Here is a 23,625-nt window from a genome sequence, read left to right as displayed (position 1 = left end):
TGTGCAGTTTGGGTTTTCAGACGGCCTCGGTTTTGAATTTTTCCAACCAAAGCTGCCAGTCATTGTCTATTGGTGCTTGCACAATCATTCGGCTGCCGTCTTCTATGCTTTGAAAACTGAGGCTTCGCGCGTGCAACATCAGGCGTTGCGTGCCGATATGTTCGGCAACGGCATGGTTTTGGCGCAAATCGCCGTAGTTGGTGTCGCCGACGATGGGGTGGAAAATGTGTTTCATATGGCGGCGGAGTTGGTGTTTGCGGCCGGTGTGCGGCGTGAGTTCGGCCCACGAATAACGCGAGGTCGGATAACGCAGGGCGGATTGGAACGGCAACTCGGTTTGCGCCAGACAGCGGTAGGCGGTTTGCGCTTCCTGCAATGTGGCTTCGGTCTGCGCTTCGGCGATTTTGTCGGGCATATATTTGAGGGCGTAATCAATCAGGCCGTCTGAAGGCAGATGACCGCGGACAATCGCCCAATAAGTTTTTTCGATAGTTTTGTTTTCAAACTGCTGCGTTAATAATCGTGCGGCTTCCGTATCGAGGGCAAACAGCAAAACGCCGGAAGTCGGGCGGTCGAGGCGGTAGACGGGATAGACGTGCTGCCCGATTTGGTCGCGCAGGGTCTGCACGGCAAAACGGGTTTCGTGTTTGTCTAACCAGCTTCGGTGCACCAGCATTCCGGCAGGTTTGTTGACGGCGATGGTGCGGCTGTCGCGGTGGATAATATCGAGCATGGCGGAACAGTCGGAATAAAAGCAGATATTGTAACGGGCTTTTGAAAATGTGGCAGGTACACTTGCCGCCGAAACCCGACTTTCAGACGGCCCGCCCCTTTCGGGTTACAATACGGCACACAAAACACGAAGGAAAAGCCGTGAGCCTGCTCAAAAAACTGCCCAAACCCATGCTGCCCGACGAAACCCGCCGCGATATTCAGGCGCGCGAGTCGTATCATGTATTGAAGATTATTTCCGAATTTGTCGAAGCCGGCGAAGAATTACGCGCCATTCAGCCGGCCGTCAGCATTTACGGCAGCGCGCGCACGCCTGAAAACCATCCCGACTACGCGTTCACATTGCGCTTGGCGCGCAAACTGTCGGATGCCGGATTTTCCGTCATTTCCGGCGGCGGGCCGGGCATTATGGAAGCAGCCAACAAAGGCGCGTTTGCAGGCGCAAGTCCGGCGGTGGGGCTGAATATCGTGTTGCCGCACGAGCAAAAAGCCAATCCGTATCAAGATTTGTCGATTAAATTCCAACACTTCTTCCCACGCAAAGTCATGTTCGTCAAACACGCCGTGGCGTATGTCGTCATGCCCGGCGGTTTCGGCACATTGGACGAATTGTTTGAAAGCCTGACTTTGGTGCAAACCGGCAAAACGCCCGACCGCCCGATTATCTTAGTAGGCAAAGCATTTTGGGCGGGACTGTTGGACTGGATACGCGAGCAGTTGCTGGGCAGAAACCTGATTTTGGAAGAGGACTTGAACCTGATCCGCGTCATCGACGACGAAGACGAAATCATCGAAGAAATCTTCGCCCATTACGAAAACCGCTTGGAAGACTTGTCCGAACACCAAAATGCTTGGTCGCTGGGGCTGTAAAAAACTAAGGTTTCAACTGAAAAAGCAGTTATCCCGCCTGCCCTTTGCTTCATGAATAAAGGCCGTCTGAAAATGTTTTCAGACGGCCTTTTATCTTCTTTCAAAGCGTTTAATTGTTTTCCCACTCGACATGCTCACTCAAGAAACCGCCGCTTTGGTGCGCCCAAAGTTTGGCGTACAGGCCTTGTTTCGCGAGCAACTCGGTGTGGCTGCCTTCTTCGATGATGCGGCCTTTGTCCAAGACGATGAGGCGGTCCATCGCGGCGATGGTGGAGAGGCGGTGGGCGATGGCAATCACGGTTTTGCCTTCCATCATTTTGTCGAGGCTTTCTTGGATGGCGGCTTCGACTTCGGAGTCGAGCGCGCTGGTGGCTTCGTCAAGCAACAGAATCGGCGCGTCTTTAAGCATGACGCGGGCGATGGCGATGCGTTGGCGCTGGCCGCCGGAAAGTTTCACGCCGCGTTCGCCGACGTGTGCGTCATAACCGCGCCGGCCTTTGGCGTCGGAAAGGTTGGGGATGAAGTCGGCGGCTTCGGCGCGTTCGGCGGCGGAAATCATTTCGGCGTCTGTGGCATCGGGGCGGCCGTAGATAATGTTGTCGCGCACGGAGCGGTGCAGCAGGGAAGTGTCTTGCGTCACCAGACCGATTTGGGCGCGCAGGCTTTCTTGGGTCACGCTGTCCACGTTTTGTCCGTCGATCGAAATCGTGCCGCTTTGCGGTTCATAAAAGCGCAGGAGTAGGTTGACGATGGTGGATTTGCCTGCGCCGCTGCGGCCGATCAAGCCGACTTTTTCGCCGGGTTTGATGTTCAGGTTAAAGCCGTTGAGGAGCGGTTTGCCTGCTTCGTAGGAGAAATCGACGTGTTCAAACTTGATTTCGCCCCGGGTAACTTTCAGCGGCAGGGCTTGCGGCTTATCGAGGATGGTGTGGGGTTTGGACAGGGTGACCATGCCGTCGTTGACGGTACCGATGTTTTCAAACAATCGGGCGGATTCCCACATGATGTATTGCGACAAACCGTTCACGCGCAATGCCATGGCCGTGGCGGTGGCGACCGCGCCCACGCCGACTTGGCCGTGATACCAAAGCCAAATACCCAAGGCAGTCGTACCGACGGTCAGCGAGCTGTTGACGATAAAACTGCAGGTGTGAAGCAGCGTTGCCAAACGCATTTGGGCATGGACGGTTACCATAAATTCTTCCATCGACTGCTTGGCATAAGCGGCCTCGCGTGCGCCGTGGGAGAAGAGTTTGACGGTGGCGATATTAGAGTAGGCGTCGGTAATGCGGCCGGTCATCAGCGAGCGCGCATCGGCCTGACGCGCAGCGGTTCTGCCGAGCTTGGGAATCAGGAAACGCATAATCATGGCAAATCCAATCATCCAGCAAATAAACGGCACGATAAGCCAAGCATCGAATGAGGACAGAATCACGCCGGAAGTGATGAAGTACACCAACACATACACAACCATATCGGCAACGGTCATCACGACATCGCGCAGCGCCAGCGCGGTTTGCATGACTTTGGCGGACACGCGGCCGGCAAACTCGTCCTGATAAAAGCCCAGGCTTTGACCCAGCATCAGGCGGTGGAAATTCCAGCGCAGGCGCATGGGGAACACGCCTTGCAGGGTTTGCAGGCGCACATTGGAAGCGAAAAAGGTCCAAACGGCAAAAAATGCCACCATGGCCATCATGCCGATTAATGCATGGCCTTTTTCAACAAAAAGCGTTTGCGGCGTATACGTGCCGAGCCAATCAACCACCTTGCCCATAAATTGGAACATCAAGGCTTCCATGATGCCGACGCCGACCGTAAACACGGCCAACACGGCAATCCATTTGCGCACGCCTTCGATGTTGCTCCAAATAAACCGCCACAACCCTTTTTCAGGCGTTTTCGGGGCGGCTTCGGGATAAGGGTCGATGCGGGACTCGAACCATGAGAATATTTTTTTAATCATTGTTTTTGCAAATTTGATAAGACGGCCAGGCCGTCTGAAAAGGATAACTCAAATACATTCAAGACTGTATTTTACGGTAAAAATCCGACTGATGACAGCAGATACCGTCAGTCCGACCAAACCAATCTATCGATTTGGCCATCTAAAAATCCCTTTTCTTTGCCCAAAACAAAGGCCGTCTGAAACTTTTCAGACGGCCTTTGCCGGATTGGGCTTAACCCTAAAAACTACTCTTTACGTTGGCGGCCCAAATCGGCAGCGGCAGTAAACAAAACGTCGGTGGAAGAGTTCAACGCCGTTTCAGCAGAGTCTTGAATCACGCCGATAATCATGCCGACGCCGACGACGCGCATGGCGAAGTCGTTGTCGATGCCCAAGAGGCTGCAGGCGACGGGGATCAGCAGCAGCGAGCCGCCGGCAACGCCGGATGCGCCGCATGCGCCGACGGTGGCGACGAGGCTCAGGAGCAGGGCGGTTGGGTAATCGACGACGATGCCTTTGGTGTAGGCGGCCGCCATGGCTAAGACGGTGATGGTAATCGCTGCGCCTGCCATGTTGATGGTTGCGCCCAGAGGGATGGAGACGGAGTAGGTGTCTTCATGTAAGCCGAGTTTCTTCGCCAATGCCATGTTGACGGGGATGTTGGCGGCGGAGGAGCGAGTGAAGAAGGCGTAGAGTCCGCTTTCGCGCAGGCAGGTGAAGACGAGTCCGTAAGGGTTTTTGCGGGTTTGCGACCAGACGATGAGCGGGTTCACGACAAGGGCGATGAATGCCATGCTGCCGAGCAGGACTGCCAGCAGGCGTCCGTAGCTGAGGAAGGCGGCAAAGCCGGTTTCGGCGACGGTTTGGGAGACCAATCCGAAAATGCCCAAGGGGGCGAAGCGGATAACCCATTGCACGACGGTGGTAACGGCTTCGGAGAGGTCGGAGACGACTTGGCGGGTGGTGTCGGAGCCGTGGTGGCGCAATGCGGAGCCTAAAACCAATGCCCATGCAAGAATGCCGATGTAGTTGGCTTGCACGATGGCGTTAATCGGGTTGGACACGAGCTTCATCAAAAGCTCTTTGAGGACTTGGACGATGCCGGAGGGCGGTGCGAGGGTGGAGGCAGCTACGTCTTTAAACACCAGTGCGGTCGGGAATGCCATACTGGCGGCAACGGCGACTGCGGCGGCGGCAAATGTGCCGACGAGATACAGAATAATGATGGGTTTGATTTTGGCTTCGCCGCCTTTGCGGTATTGCACCAGCGCGGCGGTTACCAAGACAAACACCAATACGGGGGCGACGGCTTTCAATGCGCCGACGAACAATTCGCCGAGCAGCCCGACGTTCATGCCTGCTTTCGGGGAGATGGTACCGACCAATACGCCCAACATTAAACCGATGATAATTTGCGGTACGAGTCCGATACGGTTGACTGCGTTCAGCAGTGGATTGCCACTTGCCATATCTGTTCCTTCACAATTTAAAGATATGTTAAAAAAGTCTTACATTCTAAAATAAAAAATCATTTGTCGGCGAGGTTTTCATGCACACCTCACAAAAACAGCATTAAATTTTAGCATTTATAACACATTTGGTTCTTTATACCAAAAATACAGCCAAACTTATGCAAGACCTGCTTAAAAGCATACCCATACCGTTGCCTTATCCCTCTGTATCTTGATTTCAGACGGCCTGAAACCTGCACCATAAGGCCGAACACAAAGGCAACTTCATCAGTCAAAATACAAAAACATAAATATTACAATCAGATAGAAACAAACCAAAATCTTCCCTTAAGTCGCATTTGGCAACATTATCGCGCTAAATTTCCGTTTATAACCATAGTCTGAAAGCTTGCAGAAATAATGTTAAAATCCCCAAACTGAAGAATTGTCGCTGTCGAACACACATCATGACCAAACTGACCTACCCTGTTTTATTCGCATCATTGGCGCTTGCCTACGGACACGCGTTGGCAGTAGAGACTTCCGTTCCCAAAGCGGAAGACTACGAGGCCGTCCCCGAATCCGAAATGCCCAAGCAGCCCAAAGACGACCAAACAGGCAAACTCAAGCCCAAATTCCCCGTCAAAATCGACACTCAAGACAGCGAAGTCAAAGAAATGCTTGAAGAATACCTGCCGCTGATTACCCAGCAGCAGGACGAAGAACTGGACAAAGAGCAGGTCGGCTTCCTCGCCGAAGAGGCGCCCGACAACGTCAAAACCATGCTCCGGACCAAAGGCTACTTCAACAGCAACGTCAGTATTCAAGACCACGGTGAAAGCTACACCGTCAACGTTACCCCCGGCCCGCGCACCAAAATCGACAACGTCAGCGTGGCCATCCTCGGCGACGTATTGAATGATGAAAACCTGGCCGGGTACTACCAAAATGCGATGGAAAACTGGCAGCAGCCCATTGGCGAAAACTTCGATCAAGACGGCTGGAATGCGAGTAAAACCTCCGTCCTCAGCGCGGTAACGCGCAAAAAATACCCTTTGGCGAAACTCACCACCACCCAGGCCACCATCAATCCCAATACCCAAAAGGCCGACTTAAACGTCATCGTGGAGAGCAACCGCCCGATTTACTTTGGCGAGTTCCAAATCACCGGCACGCGCCGCTACCCTGAAAGCGTGGTTTCCGGCATGGCGCGCTTCCAACCCGGTTCGCCTTACGACTTGGACAAAATCCTCGACCTGCAACAGGCGCTCGAGCAAAACGGCCACTATTCCGGCGCGTCCGTACAGGCCGACTTCGACCAACTGCAAGGCGACCGCGTCCCCGTCAAAATCAACGTGACCGAAGTCAAACGCCACAAACTGGAAACCGGTATCCGCTACGACTCCGAATACGGAATCGGCGGCCGCATCGCCTACGACTATTACAACCTCTTCAACAAAGGCTACATCGGTTCGGTCGTTTGGGACATGGACAAATACGAAACCACGCTGGCCGCCGGTATCAGCCAGCCGCGCAACAACCGCGGCAACTACTGGACAAGCAACGTTTCCTACAACCGCTCGACCACGCAAAACCTTGAAAAACGCGCCCTGTCCAGCGGCATTTGGTATGTCCGCGACCGTAACAATATCGATGCCCGCTTCGGCCTAGAATTCATTACTGAAGACCGCAAAGTCCCCGACACCAGCTACGATTTGGGCCGAAGCCATGCTACCATGCTGACCGCCTCATGGAAACGGCAAAGCATCGAAACCGAGCTGCATCCTCAAAACGGCTACTACCTCGACGGCAAAATCGGCTTGACCTTGGGCAAATTCCTCTCCTCCACCCAAATGGCGCGCGCTACAGCACGCGCAGGCTATTTCTTCACGCCTGAAAACAAAAAACTCGGTACGTTCATCGTACGCGGACAGGCCGGCTACGTTTATGCCCGCGAAGGCGAAGAAGTGCCTTCCAGCCTGATGTTCCGCACCGGCGGCGCGACTTCCGTACGCGGTTACGAACTCGACAGCATCGGTTTGGCCGGCCCCAACGGCTCCGTCCTGCCGCAACGCGCCTTGGTGGTCGGCAGCCTCGAATATCAATTCCCGGTTACCAAAAGCTTCTCCGGTGCCATCTTCCATGATGTCGGCGATGCGGCAAGCAACTTCAAACACATGACCTTAAAACACGGTACCGGCTTGGGCGTGCGCTGGTTCAGCCCGGTTGCGCCGTTCTCCTTCGACATTGCCTACGGCCACCACGACAAAAAAATCCGCTGGCACATCAGCTTAGGCACAAGGTTTTAACAAACATACACCATCCATTTTTTCAGACGGCCTCAGCCATTCCAGGCCGTCTGAACAACAGACAAACAGAAAAATATCATGACCGATACTGCAAACACTTCCACGCCGTCTGAACAACAGCCCGCCCCGCCAAAGCGCAAAAAACGTCTGTTGCGCGGCTTTGTCCTGTCCGCCTTGGGCGTATTGACCGTTTCCGCCGGCGCGATCGGCTGGCTGGTCGGTACGGAATCGGGTTTGCGTTTCGGTTTGTACAAAATTCCGTCATGGTTCGGCGTCAAAATCTCTTCGGACACACTGAAAGGCACGCTGATTGAAGGTTTTGAAGGCGATAAATGGTTGATTGAAACAGAAGGTGCGGACATCAAAATCAGCAGCTTCCGTTTTGATTGGAAACTGTCCGAGCTGTTCCGTCCGTCTTTGCATATTACCGAAGTCGTGGCCGGCGACATCGCCATCGTGACCAAGCGCACGCCGCCCAAAGAAGAAGAGCCGTCAAAAGGCCTGCCAGACAGCATAGACCTGCCCGTTACCGCCTATCTCGACCGTTTGGAAACCGGCAAAATCAGCGTGGGCAAGCGTTTTGACAAGCAGACCGTCTATCTCGACCATCTGCACGCGGCCTATCATTACGACAAAAAAGAACACCGCCTCCACATCAAAACCGCCGATACACCCTGGAGCAGCTCGACAGGCGCGGTGGTGCTCGGTTTGAACAAACCTTACGTCCTCAATACCGCCATCTACACCAAAGGCCAGCTTGAGGGCGAAACCATACACGGCACGGTGCGCCTGTGGGGCAGCCTGCAAGACGTGTACACCGACCTGCTGCTCGACGGCGACAACGTTCATTTGTCTGCCAAATCCACCATCCACCCATTCGCCGACAGCCTCAACGAAACCGTCGGCGAAATCCTGGTTAAAGGTTCCAACATCAATCCGCAGGCCTTCCTGCCCACCCTGCCCAAAGCACGTCTGAATTTCGACGCCACCACCATTCCGTCCTTTACAGACGGCGTTGCGCTGGAAGGCTCGATAGACTTGGAAAACAACCAGGCCGGTTTTGCCGATGAAAACCATATCCCCGTCAAACGCATCCTCGGCGAATTCATCATCGACGACAAAGGCACGGTCAAAATCGAAGACATCGGCGTCGGCCTGCTCAAAGACGGCAGCATCGACGTATCCGGCACTATCGACACCGCCCAAGACCAGCTCAAACTCGCACTGGGCATCAACAATACCGGCGCGGACGACTTTGTCCGTCAAAACATCGCAGGCCGTCTGAACGGCAGCATCGACGTCAAAGGCGAAACCTCCTCCCCCGTCGTCAACTGGAATCTCGACAGCGGATTTGCGCGTACAGACGGCATGCTGTTTTTCCAAACCGACAAACAGCTCGGCCAGCGTACGCTCAAGCTCGACAAAGTCCGCCTGGTTCCGCAAAACGGCGGCGAACTCAACGCCAAAGGCTCGCTCGAACTCTTCAAAGACCGCAAACTGCAACTGGACATCGTCAGCAAAGCCTTCAACCCTGCGCGCATCGATCCGCAGCTTCCGCAAGGCAGCGTCAACGGCAACATCAACTTGACCGGCATACTGGCGCAAGAGAAATTCGCCGGCAAAATGCAGTTCGCACCGAGTACGCTCAACGGCGTTCCGCTCAGCGGCAAAGCCGACGTCGCCTATGAAAACAAACACCTCTCGCGCGCCCTGACCGACCTGACCCTCGGCAGCAACGTCATCAAAACCAACGGCAGCTTCGGCAAAAAAGGCGACCGCCTCAACCTCAACATTACTGCCCCCGATTTGTCGCGTTTCGGCTTCGGCTTGGGCGGCCTGCTCAACGCGCGCGGCTATATCTCCGGCAGCTTTTCAGACGGCCTCAAAACCCTTGAAGCCGATTTGAACGGCGAAGCGCGCAACTTCAAAGTCGCCGATGCCGTCAACATCCGCACCCTCGACTTCAAGCTCAAAGGTTCGCCCGACACCAACCGTCCGCTGAGTGCCGACATCAAAGGCGAACACATCGCCGTCTCCGGCGGCGCGGCCATGATCGACAACGTCAACCTGCTCATCAGCGGCACCGGTTCGCACCACCATATCCGCGGCAACAGCAACATGGCGGTGGACAACAAACGCTACAAGCTCGACCTCGATGCCACCGGCGGCCTCAACAAAGACCAAACCCAATGGAAAGGCACGGTTGACACGCTCGACATCAGCGGCGCGTTCAACCTCAAACTGCAAAACCGCCTCAACCTCGAAGCCGGCAGTGAACGTGTCTCCCTCAGCAGCGCACGCTGGGCGGCCATGGGCGGCAGCCTCAACCTGCAAAATTTCGTTTGGGACAAAAAAGCCGGCATTACCAGCAAAGGCAGCGCACAAAATCTGCACATTACCGAGTTGCACAACTTCTACACCCCGCCCATCGAACACAACCTCGTCTTGGGCGGCGACTGGGATTTGGCGTACAGTCAAAACGCGCGCGGCTTCCTCAACATCAGCCGACAAAGCGGCGACATTATCCTGCCGGGCAAAGATCCGAAAAACAAACAGCCTTTGGGACTTTCCGCACTCGCCCTGCGCACCCGTTTCCAAAACGGCCGCATCGACAGCACGCTGGAAGGCAACACCCGCTTCGGCAAAGTTGACGGCACGCTCGGCATCGCCCAACAGTTCGGCAACAACATCAACAACGCCCCCGTCAGCGGCAAGGTCAATATCAGCGTTCCCGATTTGGGCTCGCTCAAATCCTTTATGCCGGCGACAGCCCAAGGCATTGCAGGCCGTCTGAACGCGACCGCCACCATCGGCGGCCGACTCGGTTCGCCTACCGTCAACAGCAACCTCGACCTCCAAACCAATTACGGCCGGGCCGACGGTACCGTCAACATCGGTCAGGGCAGCAGCTTCGACACCGCCCCCCTGAGCGGCAAACTCAACCTGAACGTCGCCAACCTCGAAGTCTTCCGCAACTTCCTGCCCGTCGGCCAAACCCTCAAAGGCCGTCTGAACGCCGCCGTCAACTTGGCAGGCCGTCTGAACGATCCGCAACTGAGCGGCCAGATTAACGGCGACAACCTCTATTACCGCCATCAAACCCAAGGCCTGATTCTCGACAACGGCGTATTGCGTTCGCGCCTGCAGGGTCAAAAATGGGTAATCGACAGCCTCAAATTCCACCGTGGCGGCACGATTGAGCTCAAAGGCGCGGTCAACCTTGCCAACGCCAACCCCGATGTCGACGTGGACATCGTCTTCGACAAATACCGCACCCTCTCGCGTCCAAACCGCCAACTGCAGCTCTCCGGCGCGGCCAAAGTCCTCTACAATCCGGAAAAAGGCGTATCGCTCAACGGCACGCTCAACACCGACTACGGCAGGTTTGGTTCGCAAAAATCCTCCATGCCGACCCTCGATGACGACGTGGTTGTACTGGGCGAAACCAAAAAAGAAGCAACGGCCACCACGCCGATTAATCTGAACCTTGTCTTGAACATCAACGACAATGTCCGCTTTGTCGGCTACGGCGCAGACGTTACCATCGGCGGCAAACTGACCATCACGTCCCGCCCCGGCGAAGCCGTCCAAGGCGTCGGTACCGTGCGCGTTGTCAAAGGCCGCTACAAAGCCTACGGTCAAGACCTTGACATCACCAAAGGCTCGGTTTCCTTTGTCGGCCCGCTGACCGATCCGAACCTCAACATCCGTGCCGAACGCCGTCTCTCCCCGGTCGGCGCAGGTGTCGAAGTCCTCGGCAGCCTCAGCAATCCGCGCGTGACCTTGGTTGCCAAAGAAGCCATGAGCGAAAAAGACAAACTCTCCTGGCTCATCCTCAACCGTGCCAGCAGCGGCAGCGACGGCGACAACGCCACACTCTCCGCCGCCGCCAGCGCATTGCTTGCCGGCCAAGTCAACGACCGCATCGGCCTTGTCGATGATTTGGGCTTTACCAGCAAACGCAGCCGCAACGCCCAAACCGGCGAGCTCAACCCTGCCGAACAAGTCCTGACCGTCGGCAAACAGCTCACCAACAACCTCTACGTAGGTTACGAATATGGCATCTCCAGCGCCGAACAATCCGTCAAACTCGTGTACCAACTGACCCGCGCCATCCAAGCCATTGCCCGCATCGGCACACGCTCATCCGGCGGCGAATTGAAATACACCATCCGCTTTGACAACTGGTTCGGCAAAGACGAACCCGAGCCGGAAGAACAACACTAAAAGCCGTGAAAAAGGCCGTCTGAAATTCATCTTTCAGACGGCCTTTATCTTGTTCTACCGTATTAGAATCTTTCTCCCATGCCTCAAAAGACAAAGGCCAACGGCGCAAGTTTGAAAATAAAGGCAACTAAAAAAATGAGCGGCCAGCCACGGCTTATTCAAGATTAGCGATAAATCAAGCGGACACAAAAAGGCCGTCTGAAACTGACAGGGGTAGGTTTCAGACGGCCTTTTTTGAATCATCGAAACATCTTGTGCATGGCGTTGCTGATTAATTCGAGCTGTTTCTTATATTCGCGGCAACGGGGACAGAGCGACAGGTGCACGGCAAGGGCAATGCGGTTAAAAAGACTGAGACGCACTTGGTCTTGCTGTTTGGAAATCAGATCGGTTATTTTGCGGCATTTTTTCATGGCATTTTCCTGTCAGACATGGGAGAACCATTTGATTTGCAGGCACTGGCGCAAGGTTTCGCGCGCGCGGTGCATGATGGTGTGGTAGTTGGCATGGCTGATGCCGCATTGTTCGCGGATTTCATCGCTTGAAAAACCAAGAATCTCTTTCATGGTAAACACGCGGGCGGTGTTTTCCGGCAGGTGGTAGAGGCAGGTCTGCAAAACTTGATAGAACTCTTTATTGTTCAAACTGGCTTCGGGCGAGTCCCAACCCTGAGGTTGTCCTTCATCCGTCCAATGCCCGTCGGCGGCAAAATGTCCTTCAAAAGCTTCATCCAAGGCTTCCTCGTCGCGCGTGACGAAAACTTGGCGTTGCCGCCCGATTTGGCGCAGGCAGTCGGTAATTTTGTTTTTTAAGATTGCAAACAGCCAGCTACTCACTTGTGCATCTCCTTTGAAACCTTCGGCCGCGCGGTAGGCGGAAAGCATGGTTTCCTGCACAAGGTCTTCCGCCAAATCGGGGCGGTCGGGCAGCTGGATATGGGCAAAGCGCAGCAGCAGTTTGCGGGATTCGGCAAGCTCGGCATTGGTCAGTTCGGGTAGGGCCATAATGTATCAGTATGAAATGAATGATCAATATGCTTCTGATTTTACGCTGATACGGCAAGAGCATGCGATTGAATCTATAAACGATTTCAGTAGTATTTTTGTTTTACTGAAACCGACTGCGCCCGTTTCAGACGGCCTTGATTTATGCCGCAACCAAAATGCCTTGTTCCAGCCATTCTGTCCATTTTTGCCTTAATGTGTCCTGCCAAACGTTTTCAGACGGCATGAACTCTGCCAGCATGGTTTGCAGGCCGTTTAGGGAAGTGGGCGTCTCTGCCAGCGTTTCCAGCAATAATGCGTCGAAACCGTCGAGGGTTTGGTACATCACGTCGTCTTCCTTATCGCGCCACACCAAAACAGCGGTTTCCGCCTCATGCAATTCATCCGTCACGTCATACTGATAACGGCGCACAAAGGCGGCGGAAGAAAGGGTGTGCGCCAAATCATCTGAATCGGCGGACGAGGCTTGGCTGTCGATTTGAGCGGTTTCGGCGAGCAGCTGGGTGTGTTCAAAGTCCATCAGTGCCAAGAGGTCGTCTGAAAGCGGCAGGCTTTGGCAGTATTGGAGAAACTCGCCGGGGATTTCTTGAAAATAGGGCGTTTGGGCGCGCGCGTCGCGGACGAAACCCTCTTTCAGACGGCCCCATTCTTCGCTATCAAAGTATTGCAGCGTTTCGGTATAGCAGCGGTCGATAAAGCTGTGAATATTGTTGCGTATCAGGCGGATATAGACATTCAACCGCTCTTGCGGCAATCCGTCTGCGGCTTTGCCTTCGCGTATGGCTTGGGCAAAGCGGTGTTGATATTGGGCGGAAGTTTCAGGCTGCACGGCGGTATTCCTTTCCGGCACGCGTTTGATAGTCGGCAATTTTGGCGACTTCGGCTTCGAGTTCGGCAAAAGGCGGAAAATTGAAATCGCGTTCCAACAGGGTGGGCGGAATCGTCGGCAGCTTGGCATAGGCCAGTTCGAGCAAATCCCAAACGGTCGGCAATACCGCCGCGCCGTGGGTATCAATTAAAAGCTCAGGGGTTTCGACATCGTGTCCGGCGATGTGGATGTAACACACGCGCCCTGCATCCACATTTTCTAAAAAGGCTTCAGGCGACAACAGTCCGTGATTGACGGCGTTGACGTAAATATTGTTCACGTCCAAATGAATGCCGCAGTCGGCTTCGCGTGCAACCGCGTTAAGGAACTCGACTTCGTTCATTTCGGCAAGCGGAGAATGCAGGTAGTAGGAGGTGTTTTCTACGGCAATACGGCAGCCCAACCGGTCTTGCACTTCGCGGATACGCCGCGCGGTATGTTGCACCATTTCTTCAGTGAAAGGCAGCGGCAACAAATCGTAAAGATGACCGCCGTCGTGGCAGTAGCTCAAATGGTCGGAAAAAAACGTGCAGTCATACCGGCGCATCATTTCTTTGATTCCGTCTATCAAGGCAGTATCCAGCGGGGCTTGTCCGCCCAGCGACATGGATAATCCGTGCAATGCCAGCGGCAGCCGTTCCGCCACGCGGTCAAACTGTTTGCGCGCCCTGCCGCCCATTTTCAGCCAATTTTCGGGGGCGGCTTCGATAAAGCGTATCGGGCTGTCGTCTGAAAGCGAGAGGAAGTCTTCCGCCAAGTCGCGGCGGTAGCCCAAGCCTGCATGTTGAATCATGGTGATGTCCTGTTATGGTGCCGTATGAACGACAAAGTCGCATTTTCGTTTGTAAAATGCGACTTTGTTAAAGGTATGTTGCAGGATTATTTAGAACCGCATTTACCTTCGCCGCATTTGCCTTCTACTACTTTGGCAGCTTTGGCTTTAGATGCTTTGCCCTTTTTGGCGTGTGCTTTTTTCATGGCTGCGCCGCAAGAACCTTCACCGGCTTTGGCAGCCGCACCGCAAGTACCTTCGGCAGCTTTAACAGTTTTCTCAACGGCCACGTCGCTGGCGGCTTTATCAGCGGCAACAACACCGGCAGCCAAAGACAGGGACAGTGCACCGGCCAGAGCAGCAGCTACATTTTTTTTCATTTCAACTTCCTTTTTAAAATATGGGTTTTAAAACAAATCAAGGGATAATATCGGGCATTTAAAGTCGGCCCGCGACCATTAATCCTTAAAGATAATCCTTAAAGAAAATGCTTGATGCGGCAACAGCGTTTCTTCAGCAGTGCATCCAAAGACAGACGGCCAGCGCCCTGTAACAGAACAGGAAATAAAACCACCAAATAAATCAGTGCCATTTTATAACCGTTGTCGCACACATTGTACCCTAAGCCGGCATGTACCGCAGACCATGCGACAGCCGTTACGATCATCAATCCCAGCGCGGACAGCCGTGTTGCCAAGCCGACGATGAGCAGCGCAGGCAAAACCAGTTCCGCCCACATCGCCAAATTCCAGTTGACCGTATCCGACAACAAATTGAACGGAAAGGGAAATTGACTGTTTATTTCTGCAAACCAGTTTTCCCCGTTCCATTTTTCCAGGCCGGACTCAAGAAATTCATACGCGGCAAAAAGCCTGAGTGCCAACAAACCGAAAGCAGCCTGCCAAGAGGGGTTGGATGAGGTGTTCATTTATTTTCCTAATCGATGTGTGTCGAATGGGCTGAGACGAAAAATCCATCGGCACCATCCCATTTTTCATGCCTGTTTAGACGCGGCAGCTTTAAAAAACTGACAAAATAAATGAAGATATTTTCTTATTCATTGTTTTATAAAGATTAAAAATTTAAAAAGGCCGTCTGAAACACCATGTTTGATTGGGTTTCAGACGGCCTTTGATGATAATCGCAATCCATTAATCCGCTTGTTTGCACAATTCGACAATTTCCGCGCCATATTTGTCGGTTTTTTCCTCATTCATGCCGTGGATTTCCGCCAGCTCTGCCAAATCCTGCGGCCGTCGGGCGGCAATGGCGCGCAGGGTGACTTTGCTGCATATCTGATAGGCTTCGAGGCCTTCATGACGGGCAGTATCGATGTTCCACTGAAGCAGGCGGCGCATCAATCGGCGTTTGCGTTTGTCCTCTTCGCTCAGGCCGTCTGAAAACGGGCGGCAGATGTTTAAAATGCCCTCGCCGTATTGTTCGATGCGTTTTTCGCCGAGTTTATACACGCCTAAAAGATCGATGGGTTCGGCAGGCGTATTGGTCAGCAAGTCGTCCATGCTTTCGTTGGAGAACACCGTTCCCAGTGTGACTTTATCGGCACTTGCCTGCTGCTCGCGCCAAGTTTCCAAAGCCTGTTTTAAGGCCTGTTCGCGCCCGCCCAAGCTGTGGATAACTTGTGTACTGTCTGTGGAAACCGTACCGGCTTCGGCCGTTTCGCAAACGTCGAGTATCTCCAAACCGAATTTATTGATTTTCGCCTCGCCCAAGCCGTAGATTTGATGCAAATCTTCCAAACTTCGGGGCATTTTTTCGACAATATCGCGCAGGGTTTTGTCGCCGCAAACCACATAGGCCGGCACTTCCTCTGCCCGGGCGCGTTGTTGCCGCCATTGGCGCAATGCCTGCCACAAACGCTCTTCGCGCTCGGTACGCAACCAATCGTCTTTCGGCTTTTGGGTAGCCGTTTTTTCGCGGCGCAGGGGGCGCAGCATGACTTCGGTTTCGCCCTTGAGGACTTTTTTTGCCGCTTCGGTCAGCTGCAGGGCTTGATGCTGCTCGACATTGACGGTGAGATAGCCCAGGCTGATACACTGGCGGATGACGCTGCGCCATTCTTTGTCGGTCTGTTCGCTGCCGATGCCGAATGTAGATAACTTGTCATGGCCGTTGCGCTGTATCCAATCGTCGCTTTTACCGCGCAAAAGGTTGGTGATGTAACCGGCGGCAAAACGTTGTCCGGCGCGGTACACGCAGCTGAGTAATTTTTGCACCAACACCGTGCCGTCAAACCGTACGGGCGGATGCAGGCAGTTGTCGCAATGGCCGCAGGGTTCGGATTCTTCGCCGAAATGTTTGAGCAGCAGTACGCGGCGGCAGGCGGCGGTTTCACAGACGGAAAGCATGGCATCGAGTTTTTGCATTTCGATTTGCTTTTGCACCTCGTCGCTGCTGCCCTCGGCAATCCGTTCGCGCAGCAACACCCAATCGTTCAAGCCGTAACACAGCCAGCTCACGGCAGGCAGCCCGTCCCGGCCGGCGCGCCCCGATTCTTGATAGAAATGTTCGACACTCTGGGGCATATCGAGATGGGCGACAAAGCGCACGTCGGGTTTGTCTATGCCCATACCGAACGCCACGGTCGCCACCACAATAATATTGTCTTCATGCGTAAAGCGGCGTTGGTTTTCCTCGCGCACATCCATGCTCAAACCGGCATGATACGGAATCGCCTCCAAGCCGTTTTCACACAAAAACTGCGCCACATCCTCGACTTTTTTGCGGCTTAAGCAATACACAATGCCGCTTTGCCCATGCATCTGCTTGCGGATGAAATCCAGCAATTGTTTTTTACCATTATTTTTTTCGATAACCTGATAATAAATATTCGGACGGTCAAAGCTGGAAATAAATTCGGGCGCATTGTCCAAATGCAGATAATGCTTGATGTCGGCGCGCGTGGCCGCATCGGCGGTAGCGGTCAGGGCGATGCGCGGGACGTTCGGATAGCGTTCGGCAAGCATGCCGAGCTGTTGATATTCGGGGCGGAAATCGTGTCCCCATTGGCTGACGCAATGTGCCTCATCAATGGCAAACAGGCTGACGGTTTGTTGGTCGAGAAAACGCAAAAAGCGGTCGGTAACCAAGCGTTCCGGCGCAACATAAAGCAGTTTCAGACGGCCTTGGGCAAGCTTGTCGACAATCTCGCGCGCCTCATCTGCCGATGTGCTGCTGTTGACTGCCGCCGCTTCAATCCCGGCCACATGCAGGCTGGCCACTTGGTCGTTCATCAGCGCAATCAGCGGCGATACGACAACCGCCACGCCTTCGCGCATCAGCGCCGGAATCTGGTAACACAAAGACTTGCCCCCGCCCGTCGGCATCAGCACCATCAAACTCTCGCCGCCGGCCAAAGCATAGACGATAGCCTCCTGCTTACCACGAAATTCGGGATAACCGAATACTTCGTGCAAAATCTGTTTGGCGGTCGGCTGAGGCATCATGGTTCCGTAGAATAGGGGAAAGCGTTATTTTAACGGTTTTACACCCGCGTATGTGCGGAACATTTTGCCGTCGCTTTTTCAGACGGCCTGAAATTCAACTCCATTAAATTTATTTAATTTTAAATAAAGATTTGTTTTATTTTGAATGAACCGCATAAAGGCCGTCTGAATCCTAATCTTCGGATTTCAGACGGCCTTTCAAAGATAAAATCTTTAGGCTTTTTTGACGAACTCAGATTTCAAGTTCATCGCGCTGCCATCGATTTTACAACCGATATTGTGGTCGCCCTCTTGCAGGCGGATGCCTTTGACTTTGGTGCCTTGCTTGATGACCATAGAGCTGCTTTTGACTTTCAAATCTTTAATCAAGACAATCGTATCGCCATCTTGCAAGACCGCGCCGTTGGCATCTTTGACTTCCAATACATCATCGCTTGCAGCCACAGCATCGGCCTCGTTCCACTCATGGGCGCACTCAGGGCAAACGTATTGGGCGCCGTCTTCGTAAGTGTATTCGGAGTGGCATTTCGGGCAGGGAGGTAGGGACATGAGGTTTCCTTATAAATATGATAAAAGAAGCGTAAAACGCAAATAATACAATGTCTAAATTATTGATTCGCCTTGCTGCCGCCTACGCCGTAAACAGCATTCCACGCCGCATCCAACATCTGGCCGGCTTGTTGCAGCTTGGCATTTTGCTGCTCTTTCTGAGCCAAGGCCGTCTGAATTTCGCCTTTCAAACGGTCAATATCGGATTGCGCAGCCTGCAAACGGCGCTGCGCGCTTTCCAAATCGCTTTGCAGGGAAATGATTTTGCTGTCGTTGCTGTTTTGCTCATGCAAAGCGGCACGGTAAACCGATTGGACGGACAGCAAACGGTCTTCTGCCTCACCGGCATACGCCGCGGCGGCAGATAACATCATCAGGGCAAGTAAGGTTTTTTTCATGGGTTTTCCTTTAAAGTTGTTTGATTTGTAAAGTAAAGCGCAGAGCTGATTTTTCAGCCGCCAAGTTTACATAATAGGCTTATTGGTCTTTGTTCTTGATGGCTTATTTTATATTCAGGCTACTAATAAAAGTTAATCCAATCATCTGTTTCGACAGGCAGGCATTATTTTCTCATATTCTCCGCCTGATTCCATTATTTTCTGGTTTTATGATAAAAGGCCGTCTGAAAAATTTTCAGACGGCCTTTTATCATTCATGCCTTACGAACGGATCCGTTTCAACACTTCTTCTTTGCCGATTAATGCCAATACGGCATCGACGCTTGGGGTTTTTGCCGTACCGCAGACAGCGAGGCGTAGGGGCATACCGAGTTTGCCCATTTTGATGCCTTCTTCGTCGCAGAAAGGTTTGAAGAGGTCGTGGATGGCTTCGGCGTTCCAGTCTTCCAGCCCTTCGAGGCGTTCGGCGAAGCGCAGCATACGGGCGGCGGCTTCATCGTCCCAGTGTTTCTGCACGTCTGCTTCGGCAGGCGTTTGTTTGACGTAGAAGTAGAGGCACTCGTCGGCGAGGGTGTTCAGGTCTTGGGCGCGGTCTTTGACCAATGCCAACACGTCTTCCAAAGCGGGCTTACTGGTTTCGTGGATATCGCGCAGGGCGAGGCGGGGTTTTACCATTTCAGCCAGTTTGTCGTTAGGCGTGATTTTGATGTGTTCGCCGTTAATCCAGTAGAGTTTCTTCAAGTCCATGCGGCTTGGAGATGGGGAAACATCTTTCAAATCAAACCATTCGATGAATTGTTCCATTGTGAAGAATTCGTCGTCGCCGTGTGCCCAGCCCAAGCGTGCCAAATAGTTGAGCATGGCTTCGGGCAGGATGCCCATCGCGCCGAAATCGGTGATGGCAACGGTATCGCCGCTGCGTTTGGAGATTTTTTTGCCTTGTTCGTTAAGAATCATCGGCAGGTGGCCGTATTCGGGCAGGGTAGCGCCAATGGCTTTTAAGATGTTGATTTGTTTCGGGGTGTTGTTCACATGGTCGTCGCCGCGGATAACGTGGGTAACGCCCATGTCGTAGTCGTCCACGACGACGCAGAAGTTGTAAGTCGGCGTGCCGTCGGCGCGGGCGATAATCAGGTCGTCGAGCGCTTCGTTGGGAATGGAGATTTCGCCTTTGACCAAGTCCGTCCATTTGGTGACGCCGTCCAAAGGCGTTTTGAAACGGACGACGGGTTGCACGTCGGCCGGGATTTCGGGCAGGGTTTTGCCTTCTTCCGGACGCCAGCGGCGGTCGTACGTCGCCGTGCCTTCTTTTTCGGCTTTCTCACGCATGGCTTCCAACTCTTCTTTGCTGCAATAGCAGTAGTAGGCATGGCCTTTTTCTAAAAGTTCGACGATGACTTCTTTGTAGCGGTCGAAACGGCGGGTTTGGTAAACGACGTTGTCGGCATTGTCGTAGTCCAGGCCGACCCATTTCATGCCGTCGAGGATGATGTTGACGGATTCGGCAGTAGAGCGCGCCAAGTCGGTGTCTTCGATACGCAATAGGAACTCGCCTTTATGATGGCGGGCAAACGCCCATGAGAACAGGGCGGTGCGTACGCCGCCGATGTGCAGGTAGCCGGTGGGGCTGGGGGCGAAACGGGTTTTGACGGTCATGATGGCTCCAAAATCTTTTAAAACGGTTATTTTACTTTTTCGGCAAGGTTTAAACAATGTAAGGCCGTCTGAAAATAATGTCGGCGCAGAAGGACCGTTTGGGAACTTTTCTCCCGAAAACAAGACAAATGATAATTATTTCTTTGAAAGTATCCGCTCATGAACAAACGCGCTTTATTTACCGCCCTCGCCCTCCTGCCCCTTTTTGCCCAAGCCGAAATCAAAACTATCAAAGACGTATTGGGACGCGAAGTCAAAGTCGATGTCCCTGTCAAACGCGCGGTTTTGGCGTTTTACTATCCCGACTATATCGCGGTAACGGGCGCGGACAAATTTAAAAACGTCATCGGCATTTCGCGTGAGTTTTGGGAGAAATTCAATCCCGGCAGCTGGGCGATGTTCAAACAGAAGCTGCCTACCCTGCAAAACATTGCGGACATCGGCAACATCAGCACCGGCACGTTTTCACTGGAGAAAACGCTCGCGCTCAAGCCGGACGTATTGATTCTGGCCGACTGGCAGTATAAGGCCATCGCCACCCACCTGCCGCGCATTAAAGCGGCAGGCATACCCGTCGTCGTGGTCGATTTCAACGCCGAAACCGTCGCGCGGCACACGCGCAGTGCGGAAATTTTCGGCGAACTCAACGGTACGCAGGCGCGCGCCCAAAAAATTGCCGCCGAATACGCCCGAGGCATTGCCGACATCCAAAAACGCGTCGCGCGCGCCAAGCAGTCCAAACCGAAAATCTATATCGAATTCGGCGACAAAGGCCCGTCCGAATACAGCTACACCTTCGGCAAAGATATGTGGGGCGCGATTGCCGACACAGCAGGCGGCAACAATATCGCCGCACCTTACGTTAAAAACTGGGGACCGGTAAACCCTGAAAAATTCCTGACGGCCAAACCCGACGTCATCGTCATTTCGGGGACGGAAAACAGCCATAAAGACAAGCCTGACATTATGGCGATGGGCATAGGCATCAGCCAGGCCGATGCGCAACGCCGCCTGGCCGGATTTGTCAAACGCAAAGGCTGGGCAGACATTCCTGCCGTCAAAAACAAACGCGTTTACGGCATCTACCACACCGCCTCCCGCTCGCTCACCGATTTGGCCAGCGCACAATTTATCGCCAAAACCCTGTATCCGCAGCAGTTTGCCGACATAGACCCAAACAAGACCTATCTGGACTTCTACCGCAAATACCTGCCCGTCGTGCCGGACGGTACATTTTACATCCGATTGAAATAGCGGCTGCAAAAATCATAGGCTCAGGCCGTCTGAATATGTATGCTATACCAATATGGTTTTATTATGTATAATTATTATTCTTTTTATTTAATGTATTGGACAAGATATGACTGAACAAAACCAAATCGGCCATCAACAGGCTCCAATTGTAAGCGTCAAAGAATGGTTGATAACAAACTTGATTTTGATGATTCCGCTGGTCAATATAGTTATGACGTTTGTATGGGCATTCGGCTCAAACACCAATCCGAATAAAGCCAATTATTTCAAGGCTGCCTTGATTCTGTTTGTCATCTATCTGGTACTGGCTGTAGCTGTAGTCATTTTTGGCAGTGCAGCTGCAAATCAATATCAATAAGTAAGCATACATTTAGGCCGTCTGAAACCTAAAAGGCTTTAGACGGCCTTTTGTATGGCTTGCCCAAAGCTCAACCACCTATCCAATTCCAAACCGCATCGCTCCATTTGCCGATACGGTAGAGAAACAAAGAATAGCTCTCCTGCATCAGAAACTTGGCTTTCTTGCTGCGCTCGTCAAAGCGCGTGGTCGGGGTGGCGGAGAACTGCGCATCTGACAAGCCCAAATCGGCGGCCATTTCTTCGGCGCGCGCCAAATGATACGGGTCGCTGACAACGATAATGCTGCCGACTCCGTTGGCGTGCATGATGGGAACGATATTGCGCAGGTTTTCGTAAGTGTTGCGCGATGTGTTTTCAAACAGGATATTGTGTGCCGGTATGCCCTGCTTGAGCGCGTATCGGCGCCCCACTTCGGCTTCGGTCATGAATCCTTTTTTGGGTGTACCGCCGGTGAAAATGATTTTGCCGACCCGATGGCTTTGGTAGAGCGTGATGGCGTGGTTGATGCGCTCACGGAATACCGGCGACGGGCGTTTGTCCCACGCCGCCGCACCCAATACCACCGCCGCATCGGCATGAGCGTCCTTCGGCAAGGTGTGCGAACCTGTCCGGTAAATCTGCCATGTGCCGCTCAAAAAAATACCGCACACCAGCAAAACGCTCAAAGCAAGGCCGCGAAACAGGTAATATCGCAGTCCGTTGCGGCTTTTAAGCAGGGAAATCATCTTCAGACGGCCTTATCCAACCCCATCAGCCGAGTAGGGCGGCAATGTTTTCCAACGGACGGCCGATGGCTGCGCGCGTAGGCGTTACCAAAACGGGACGCTCGAGCAAGGCGGGGTGTTCGGCGATTGCCTGAAGCAGGGCGGCATTGTCCAAATCAGGATTGTCCAAACCCAATTCTTTGTACAAATCGTCTTTCGTGCGCATCATGCCGCGCACCGATTCGATGCCGAGTTTGGCAAACATATCCTGCAAAGTCGCCAAATCGGGCGCGGTATCCAGATATTTGACCACGTCGGCGGCAACGCCTTTTTCTTCGAGCAAAGCCAGCGCGGCACGCGATTTGCTGCAACGCGGGTTGTGATAAAGTGTGAATTCAGACGGCATGAAATTCTCCGTATTATTGCAAAATCATTCAATGATGGCGGTTATTATCGTCTGCAACTGATTTTTACTCAAACTTTTTACCTGATATCTTGATATGAATCGGTAGGCATACCCACCAAACCGTTTTACAATAAACCCAATTTCGATTGGCAACCTCAAGGATACAACCATGAAAGCCTTAACCGCCCTTCTCTTGTCCGCCGCCGTTTTTACCGCTGTACCGGCCTTTGCCGCCGATGAAACGGCAGGTTGGCAGGACAACAAACCGCAAAGCCTGGAATCGCTCAAAGCCCCCGTGCGCGTGGTCAACCTTTGGGCAACCTGGTGCGGCCCCTGCCGTAAAGAAATGCCCGCCATGTCCGCATGGTACAAAGCGCAGAAAAAAGGCAGCGTCGATATGGTCGGCATCGCACTGGATACGACCGACAACATCGGCAAATTCCTGAAACAAACACCGGTCAGCTATCCGATTTGGCGTTATACCGGCGCCAACAGCCGCAACTTCATGAAAGCCCACGGCAACAATGTCGGCGTATTGCCCTTCACTGTTGTCGAAGCGCCGAAATGCGGCTACAAACAAACCATCACCGGCGAAGTCAACGAAAAAAGCCTGACCACCGCCGTGAATTTGGCCAAAACCAAATGTAAATAAA

General features: G+C 53.2%; 21 protein-coding genes. 6 read left to right on the top strand and 15 right to left on the bottom strand.

Going from position 1 to position 23,625, the window contains the following annotated elements; genetic code table 11:
* Positions 1 to 16 precede the first annotated feature (16 nt).
* Positions 17 to 733 carry a tRNA pseudouridine(65) synthase TruC gene (gene truC, locus HMPREF2661_RS05155; RefSeq protein WP_070822614.1) on the bottom strand — a complete coding sequence of 239 codons (717 nt, stop codon included), beginning with the start codon at positions 731 to 733 and terminating at the stop codon, positions 17 to 19.
* A 140-nt stretch (positions 734 to 873) separates the two neighbouring features.
* Here truC and HMPREF2661_RS05150 point away from each other — a divergent pair, with 140 nt between their 5' ends.
* Positions 874 to 1,602 (top strand): LOG family protein, encoded by a 729-nt coding sequence (locus HMPREF2661_RS05150; protein ID WP_003747857.1) that lies wholly within the window; start codon positions 874 to 876, stop codon positions 1,600 to 1,602.
* A 109-nt stretch (positions 1,603 to 1,711) separates the two neighbouring features.
* Here the strand turns inward: HMPREF2661_RS05150 and HMPREF2661_RS05145 are convergent, their stop codons facing one another.
* Positions 1,712 to 3,568, bottom strand: a complete 1,857-nt coding sequence (locus tag HMPREF2661_RS05145) for an ABC transporter ATP-binding protein (protein WP_049323675.1) — start codon at positions 3,566 to 3,568, stop codon at positions 1,712 to 1,714.
* 227 nt (positions 3,569 to 3,795) lie between these two features.
* Positions 3,796 to 5,019, bottom strand: a complete 1,224-nt coding sequence (gene sstT / locus HMPREF2661_RS05140) for a serine/threonine transporter SstT (RefSeq protein WP_049323676.1) — start codon at positions 5,017 to 5,019, stop codon at positions 3,796 to 3,798.
* 449 nt (positions 5,020 to 5,468) lie between these two features.
* Here sstT and HMPREF2661_RS05135 point away from each other — a divergent pair, with 449 nt between their 5' ends.
* Together HMPREF2661_RS05135 and HMPREF2661_RS05130 are read left to right on the top strand one after the other, a co-directional pair.
* The gene (locus HMPREF2661_RS05135; RefSeq protein WP_070822612.1) at positions 5,469 to 7,310 is read left to right on the top strand and encodes an autotransporter assembly complex protein TamA; all 1,842 of its coding nucleotides are present in this window, start codon (positions 5,469 to 5,471) and stop codon (positions 7,308 to 7,310) included.
* A gap of 78 nt (positions 7,311 to 7,388) precedes the next feature.
* The gene (locus HMPREF2661_RS05130; protein ID WP_070822610.1) at positions 7,389 to 11,537 is read left to right on the top strand and encodes a translocation/assembly module TamB domain-containing protein; all 4,149 of its coding nucleotides are present in this window, start codon (positions 7,389 to 7,391) and stop codon (positions 11,535 to 11,537) included.
* A gap of 239 nt (positions 11,538 to 11,776) precedes the next feature.
* Here the strand turns inward: HMPREF2661_RS05130 and HMPREF2661_RS11435 are convergent, their stop codons facing one another.
* The 10 genes from HMPREF2661_RS11435 to gltX all read right to left on the bottom strand — a co-directional run bounded on the left by HMPREF2661_RS11435 (position 11,777) and on the right by gltX (position 20,248).
* A complete protein-coding gene (locus HMPREF2661_RS11435) occupies positions 11,777 to 11,950 on the bottom strand; it encodes an anti-sigma factor family protein (protein ID WP_049323681.1) in 174 nt (57 codons plus the stop codon).
* Between the two features lie 12 nt (positions 11,951 to 11,962).
* On the bottom strand, positions 11,963 to 12,541 hold the full coding sequence (locus HMPREF2661_RS05125) for a sigma-70 family RNA polymerase sigma factor (protein ID WP_070822608.1): 579 nt from the start codon (positions 12,539 to 12,541) through the stop codon (positions 11,963 to 11,965).
* A 142-nt stretch (positions 12,542 to 12,683) separates the two neighbouring features.
* Positions 12,684 to 13,370: an HvfC family RiPP maturation protein gene (locus HMPREF2661_RS05120; protein ID WP_070822606.1), complete on the bottom strand. Its 687-nt coding sequence runs from the start codon at positions 13,368 to 13,370 to the stop codon at positions 12,684 to 12,686.
* Positions 13,360 to 14,202 (bottom strand): HvfB family MNIO-type RiPP peptide maturase, encoded by an 843-nt coding sequence (locus HMPREF2661_RS05115; RefSeq protein ID WP_049323685.1) that lies wholly within the window; start codon positions 14,200 to 14,202, stop codon positions 13,360 to 13,362. Before HMPREF2661_RS05115 ends, HMPREF2661_RS05120 begins: the two co-directional genes overlap by 11 nt.
* An 86-nt stretch (positions 14,203 to 14,288) precedes the next feature.
* Positions 14,289 to 14,561 carry a hypothetical protein gene (locus HMPREF2661_RS05110; protein ID WP_049333024.1) on the bottom strand — a complete coding sequence of 91 codons (273 nt, stop codon included), beginning with the start codon at positions 14,559 to 14,561 and terminating at the stop codon, positions 14,289 to 14,291.
* 98 nt (positions 14,562 to 14,659) lie between these two features.
* Entirely contained in the window at positions 14,660 to 15,109 is a 450-nt protein-coding gene (locus HMPREF2661_RS05105) for an HvfX family Cu-binding RiPP maturation protein (protein WP_070822604.1), read from the bottom strand.
* A gap of 223 nt (positions 15,110 to 15,332) precedes the next feature.
* Positions 15,333 to 17,642: a DNA helicase RecQ gene (recQ, locus tag HMPREF2661_RS05100; protein ID WP_070822602.1), complete on the bottom strand. Its 2,310-nt coding sequence runs from the start codon at positions 17,640 to 17,642 to the stop codon at positions 15,333 to 15,335.
* A gap of 216 nt (positions 17,643 to 17,858) precedes the next feature.
* Complete coding sequence (locus tag HMPREF2661_RS05095) at positions 17,859 to 18,194, bottom strand: zinc ribbon domain-containing protein YjdM (RefSeq protein WP_070814739.1); 336 nt, start codon at positions 18,192 to 18,194, stop codon at positions 17,859 to 17,861.
* A gap of 59 nt (positions 18,195 to 18,253) precedes the next feature.
* A complete protein-coding gene (locus tag HMPREF2661_RS05090) occupies positions 18,254 to 18,592 on the bottom strand; it encodes a hypothetical protein (RefSeq protein WP_004519158.1) in 339 nt (112 codons plus the stop codon).
* Between the two features lie 261 nt (positions 18,593 to 18,853).
* Entirely contained in the window at positions 18,854 to 20,248 is a 1,395-nt protein-coding gene (gene gltX, locus HMPREF2661_RS05085; RefSeq protein ID WP_070822600.1) for a glutamate--tRNA ligase, read from the bottom strand.
* 159 nt (positions 20,249 to 20,407) lie between these two features.
* Here gltX and HMPREF2661_RS05080 point away from each other — a divergent pair, with 159 nt between their 5' ends.
* Positions 20,408 to 21,502 (top strand): ABC transporter substrate-binding protein, encoded by a 1,095-nt coding sequence (locus HMPREF2661_RS05080; RefSeq protein WP_070822598.1) that lies wholly within the window; start codon positions 20,408 to 20,410, stop codon positions 21,500 to 21,502.
* A gap of 106 nt (positions 21,503 to 21,608) precedes the next feature.
* On the top strand, positions 21,609 to 21,860 hold the full coding sequence (locus HMPREF2661_RS05075; protein WP_070461000.1) for a hypothetical protein: 252 nt from the start codon (positions 21,609 to 21,611) through the stop codon (positions 21,858 to 21,860).
* Between the two features lie 70 nt (positions 21,861 to 21,930).
* Here the strand turns inward: HMPREF2661_RS05075 and HMPREF2661_RS05070 are convergent, their stop codons facing one another.
* On the bottom strand, positions 21,931 to 22,587 hold the full coding sequence (locus tag HMPREF2661_RS05070) for a YdcF family protein (RefSeq protein ID WP_070822596.1): 657 nt from the start codon (positions 22,585 to 22,587) through the stop codon (positions 21,931 to 21,933).
* A gap of 25 nt (positions 22,588 to 22,612) precedes the next feature.
* Positions 22,613 to 22,972 (bottom strand): arsenate reductase (glutaredoxin), encoded by a 360-nt coding sequence (arsC, locus tag HMPREF2661_RS05065; protein ID WP_004519164.1) that lies wholly within the window; start codon positions 22,970 to 22,972, stop codon positions 22,613 to 22,615.
* Between the two features lie 169 nt (positions 22,973 to 23,141).
* On the opposite strand from arsC, the gene HMPREF2661_RS05060 reads away from it, so the two are divergent.
* The gene (locus HMPREF2661_RS05060) at positions 23,142 to 23,624 is read left to right on the top strand and encodes a TlpA disulfide reductase family protein (protein WP_070822594.1); all 483 of its coding nucleotides are present in this window, start codon (positions 23,142 to 23,144) and stop codon (positions 23,622 to 23,624) included.
* The last annotated feature ends 1 nt before the right edge of the window (position 23,625 follow it).

The organism is Neisseria sp. HMSC061B04, from assembly GCF_001836705.1.
Taxonomy (GTDB): domain Bacteria; phylum Pseudomonadota; class Gammaproteobacteria; order Burkholderiales; family Neisseriaceae; genus Neisseria.
Note: the sequence above shows the minus strand (reverse complement) of the source record. Positions and strands in the feature narration are given on the sequence as shown.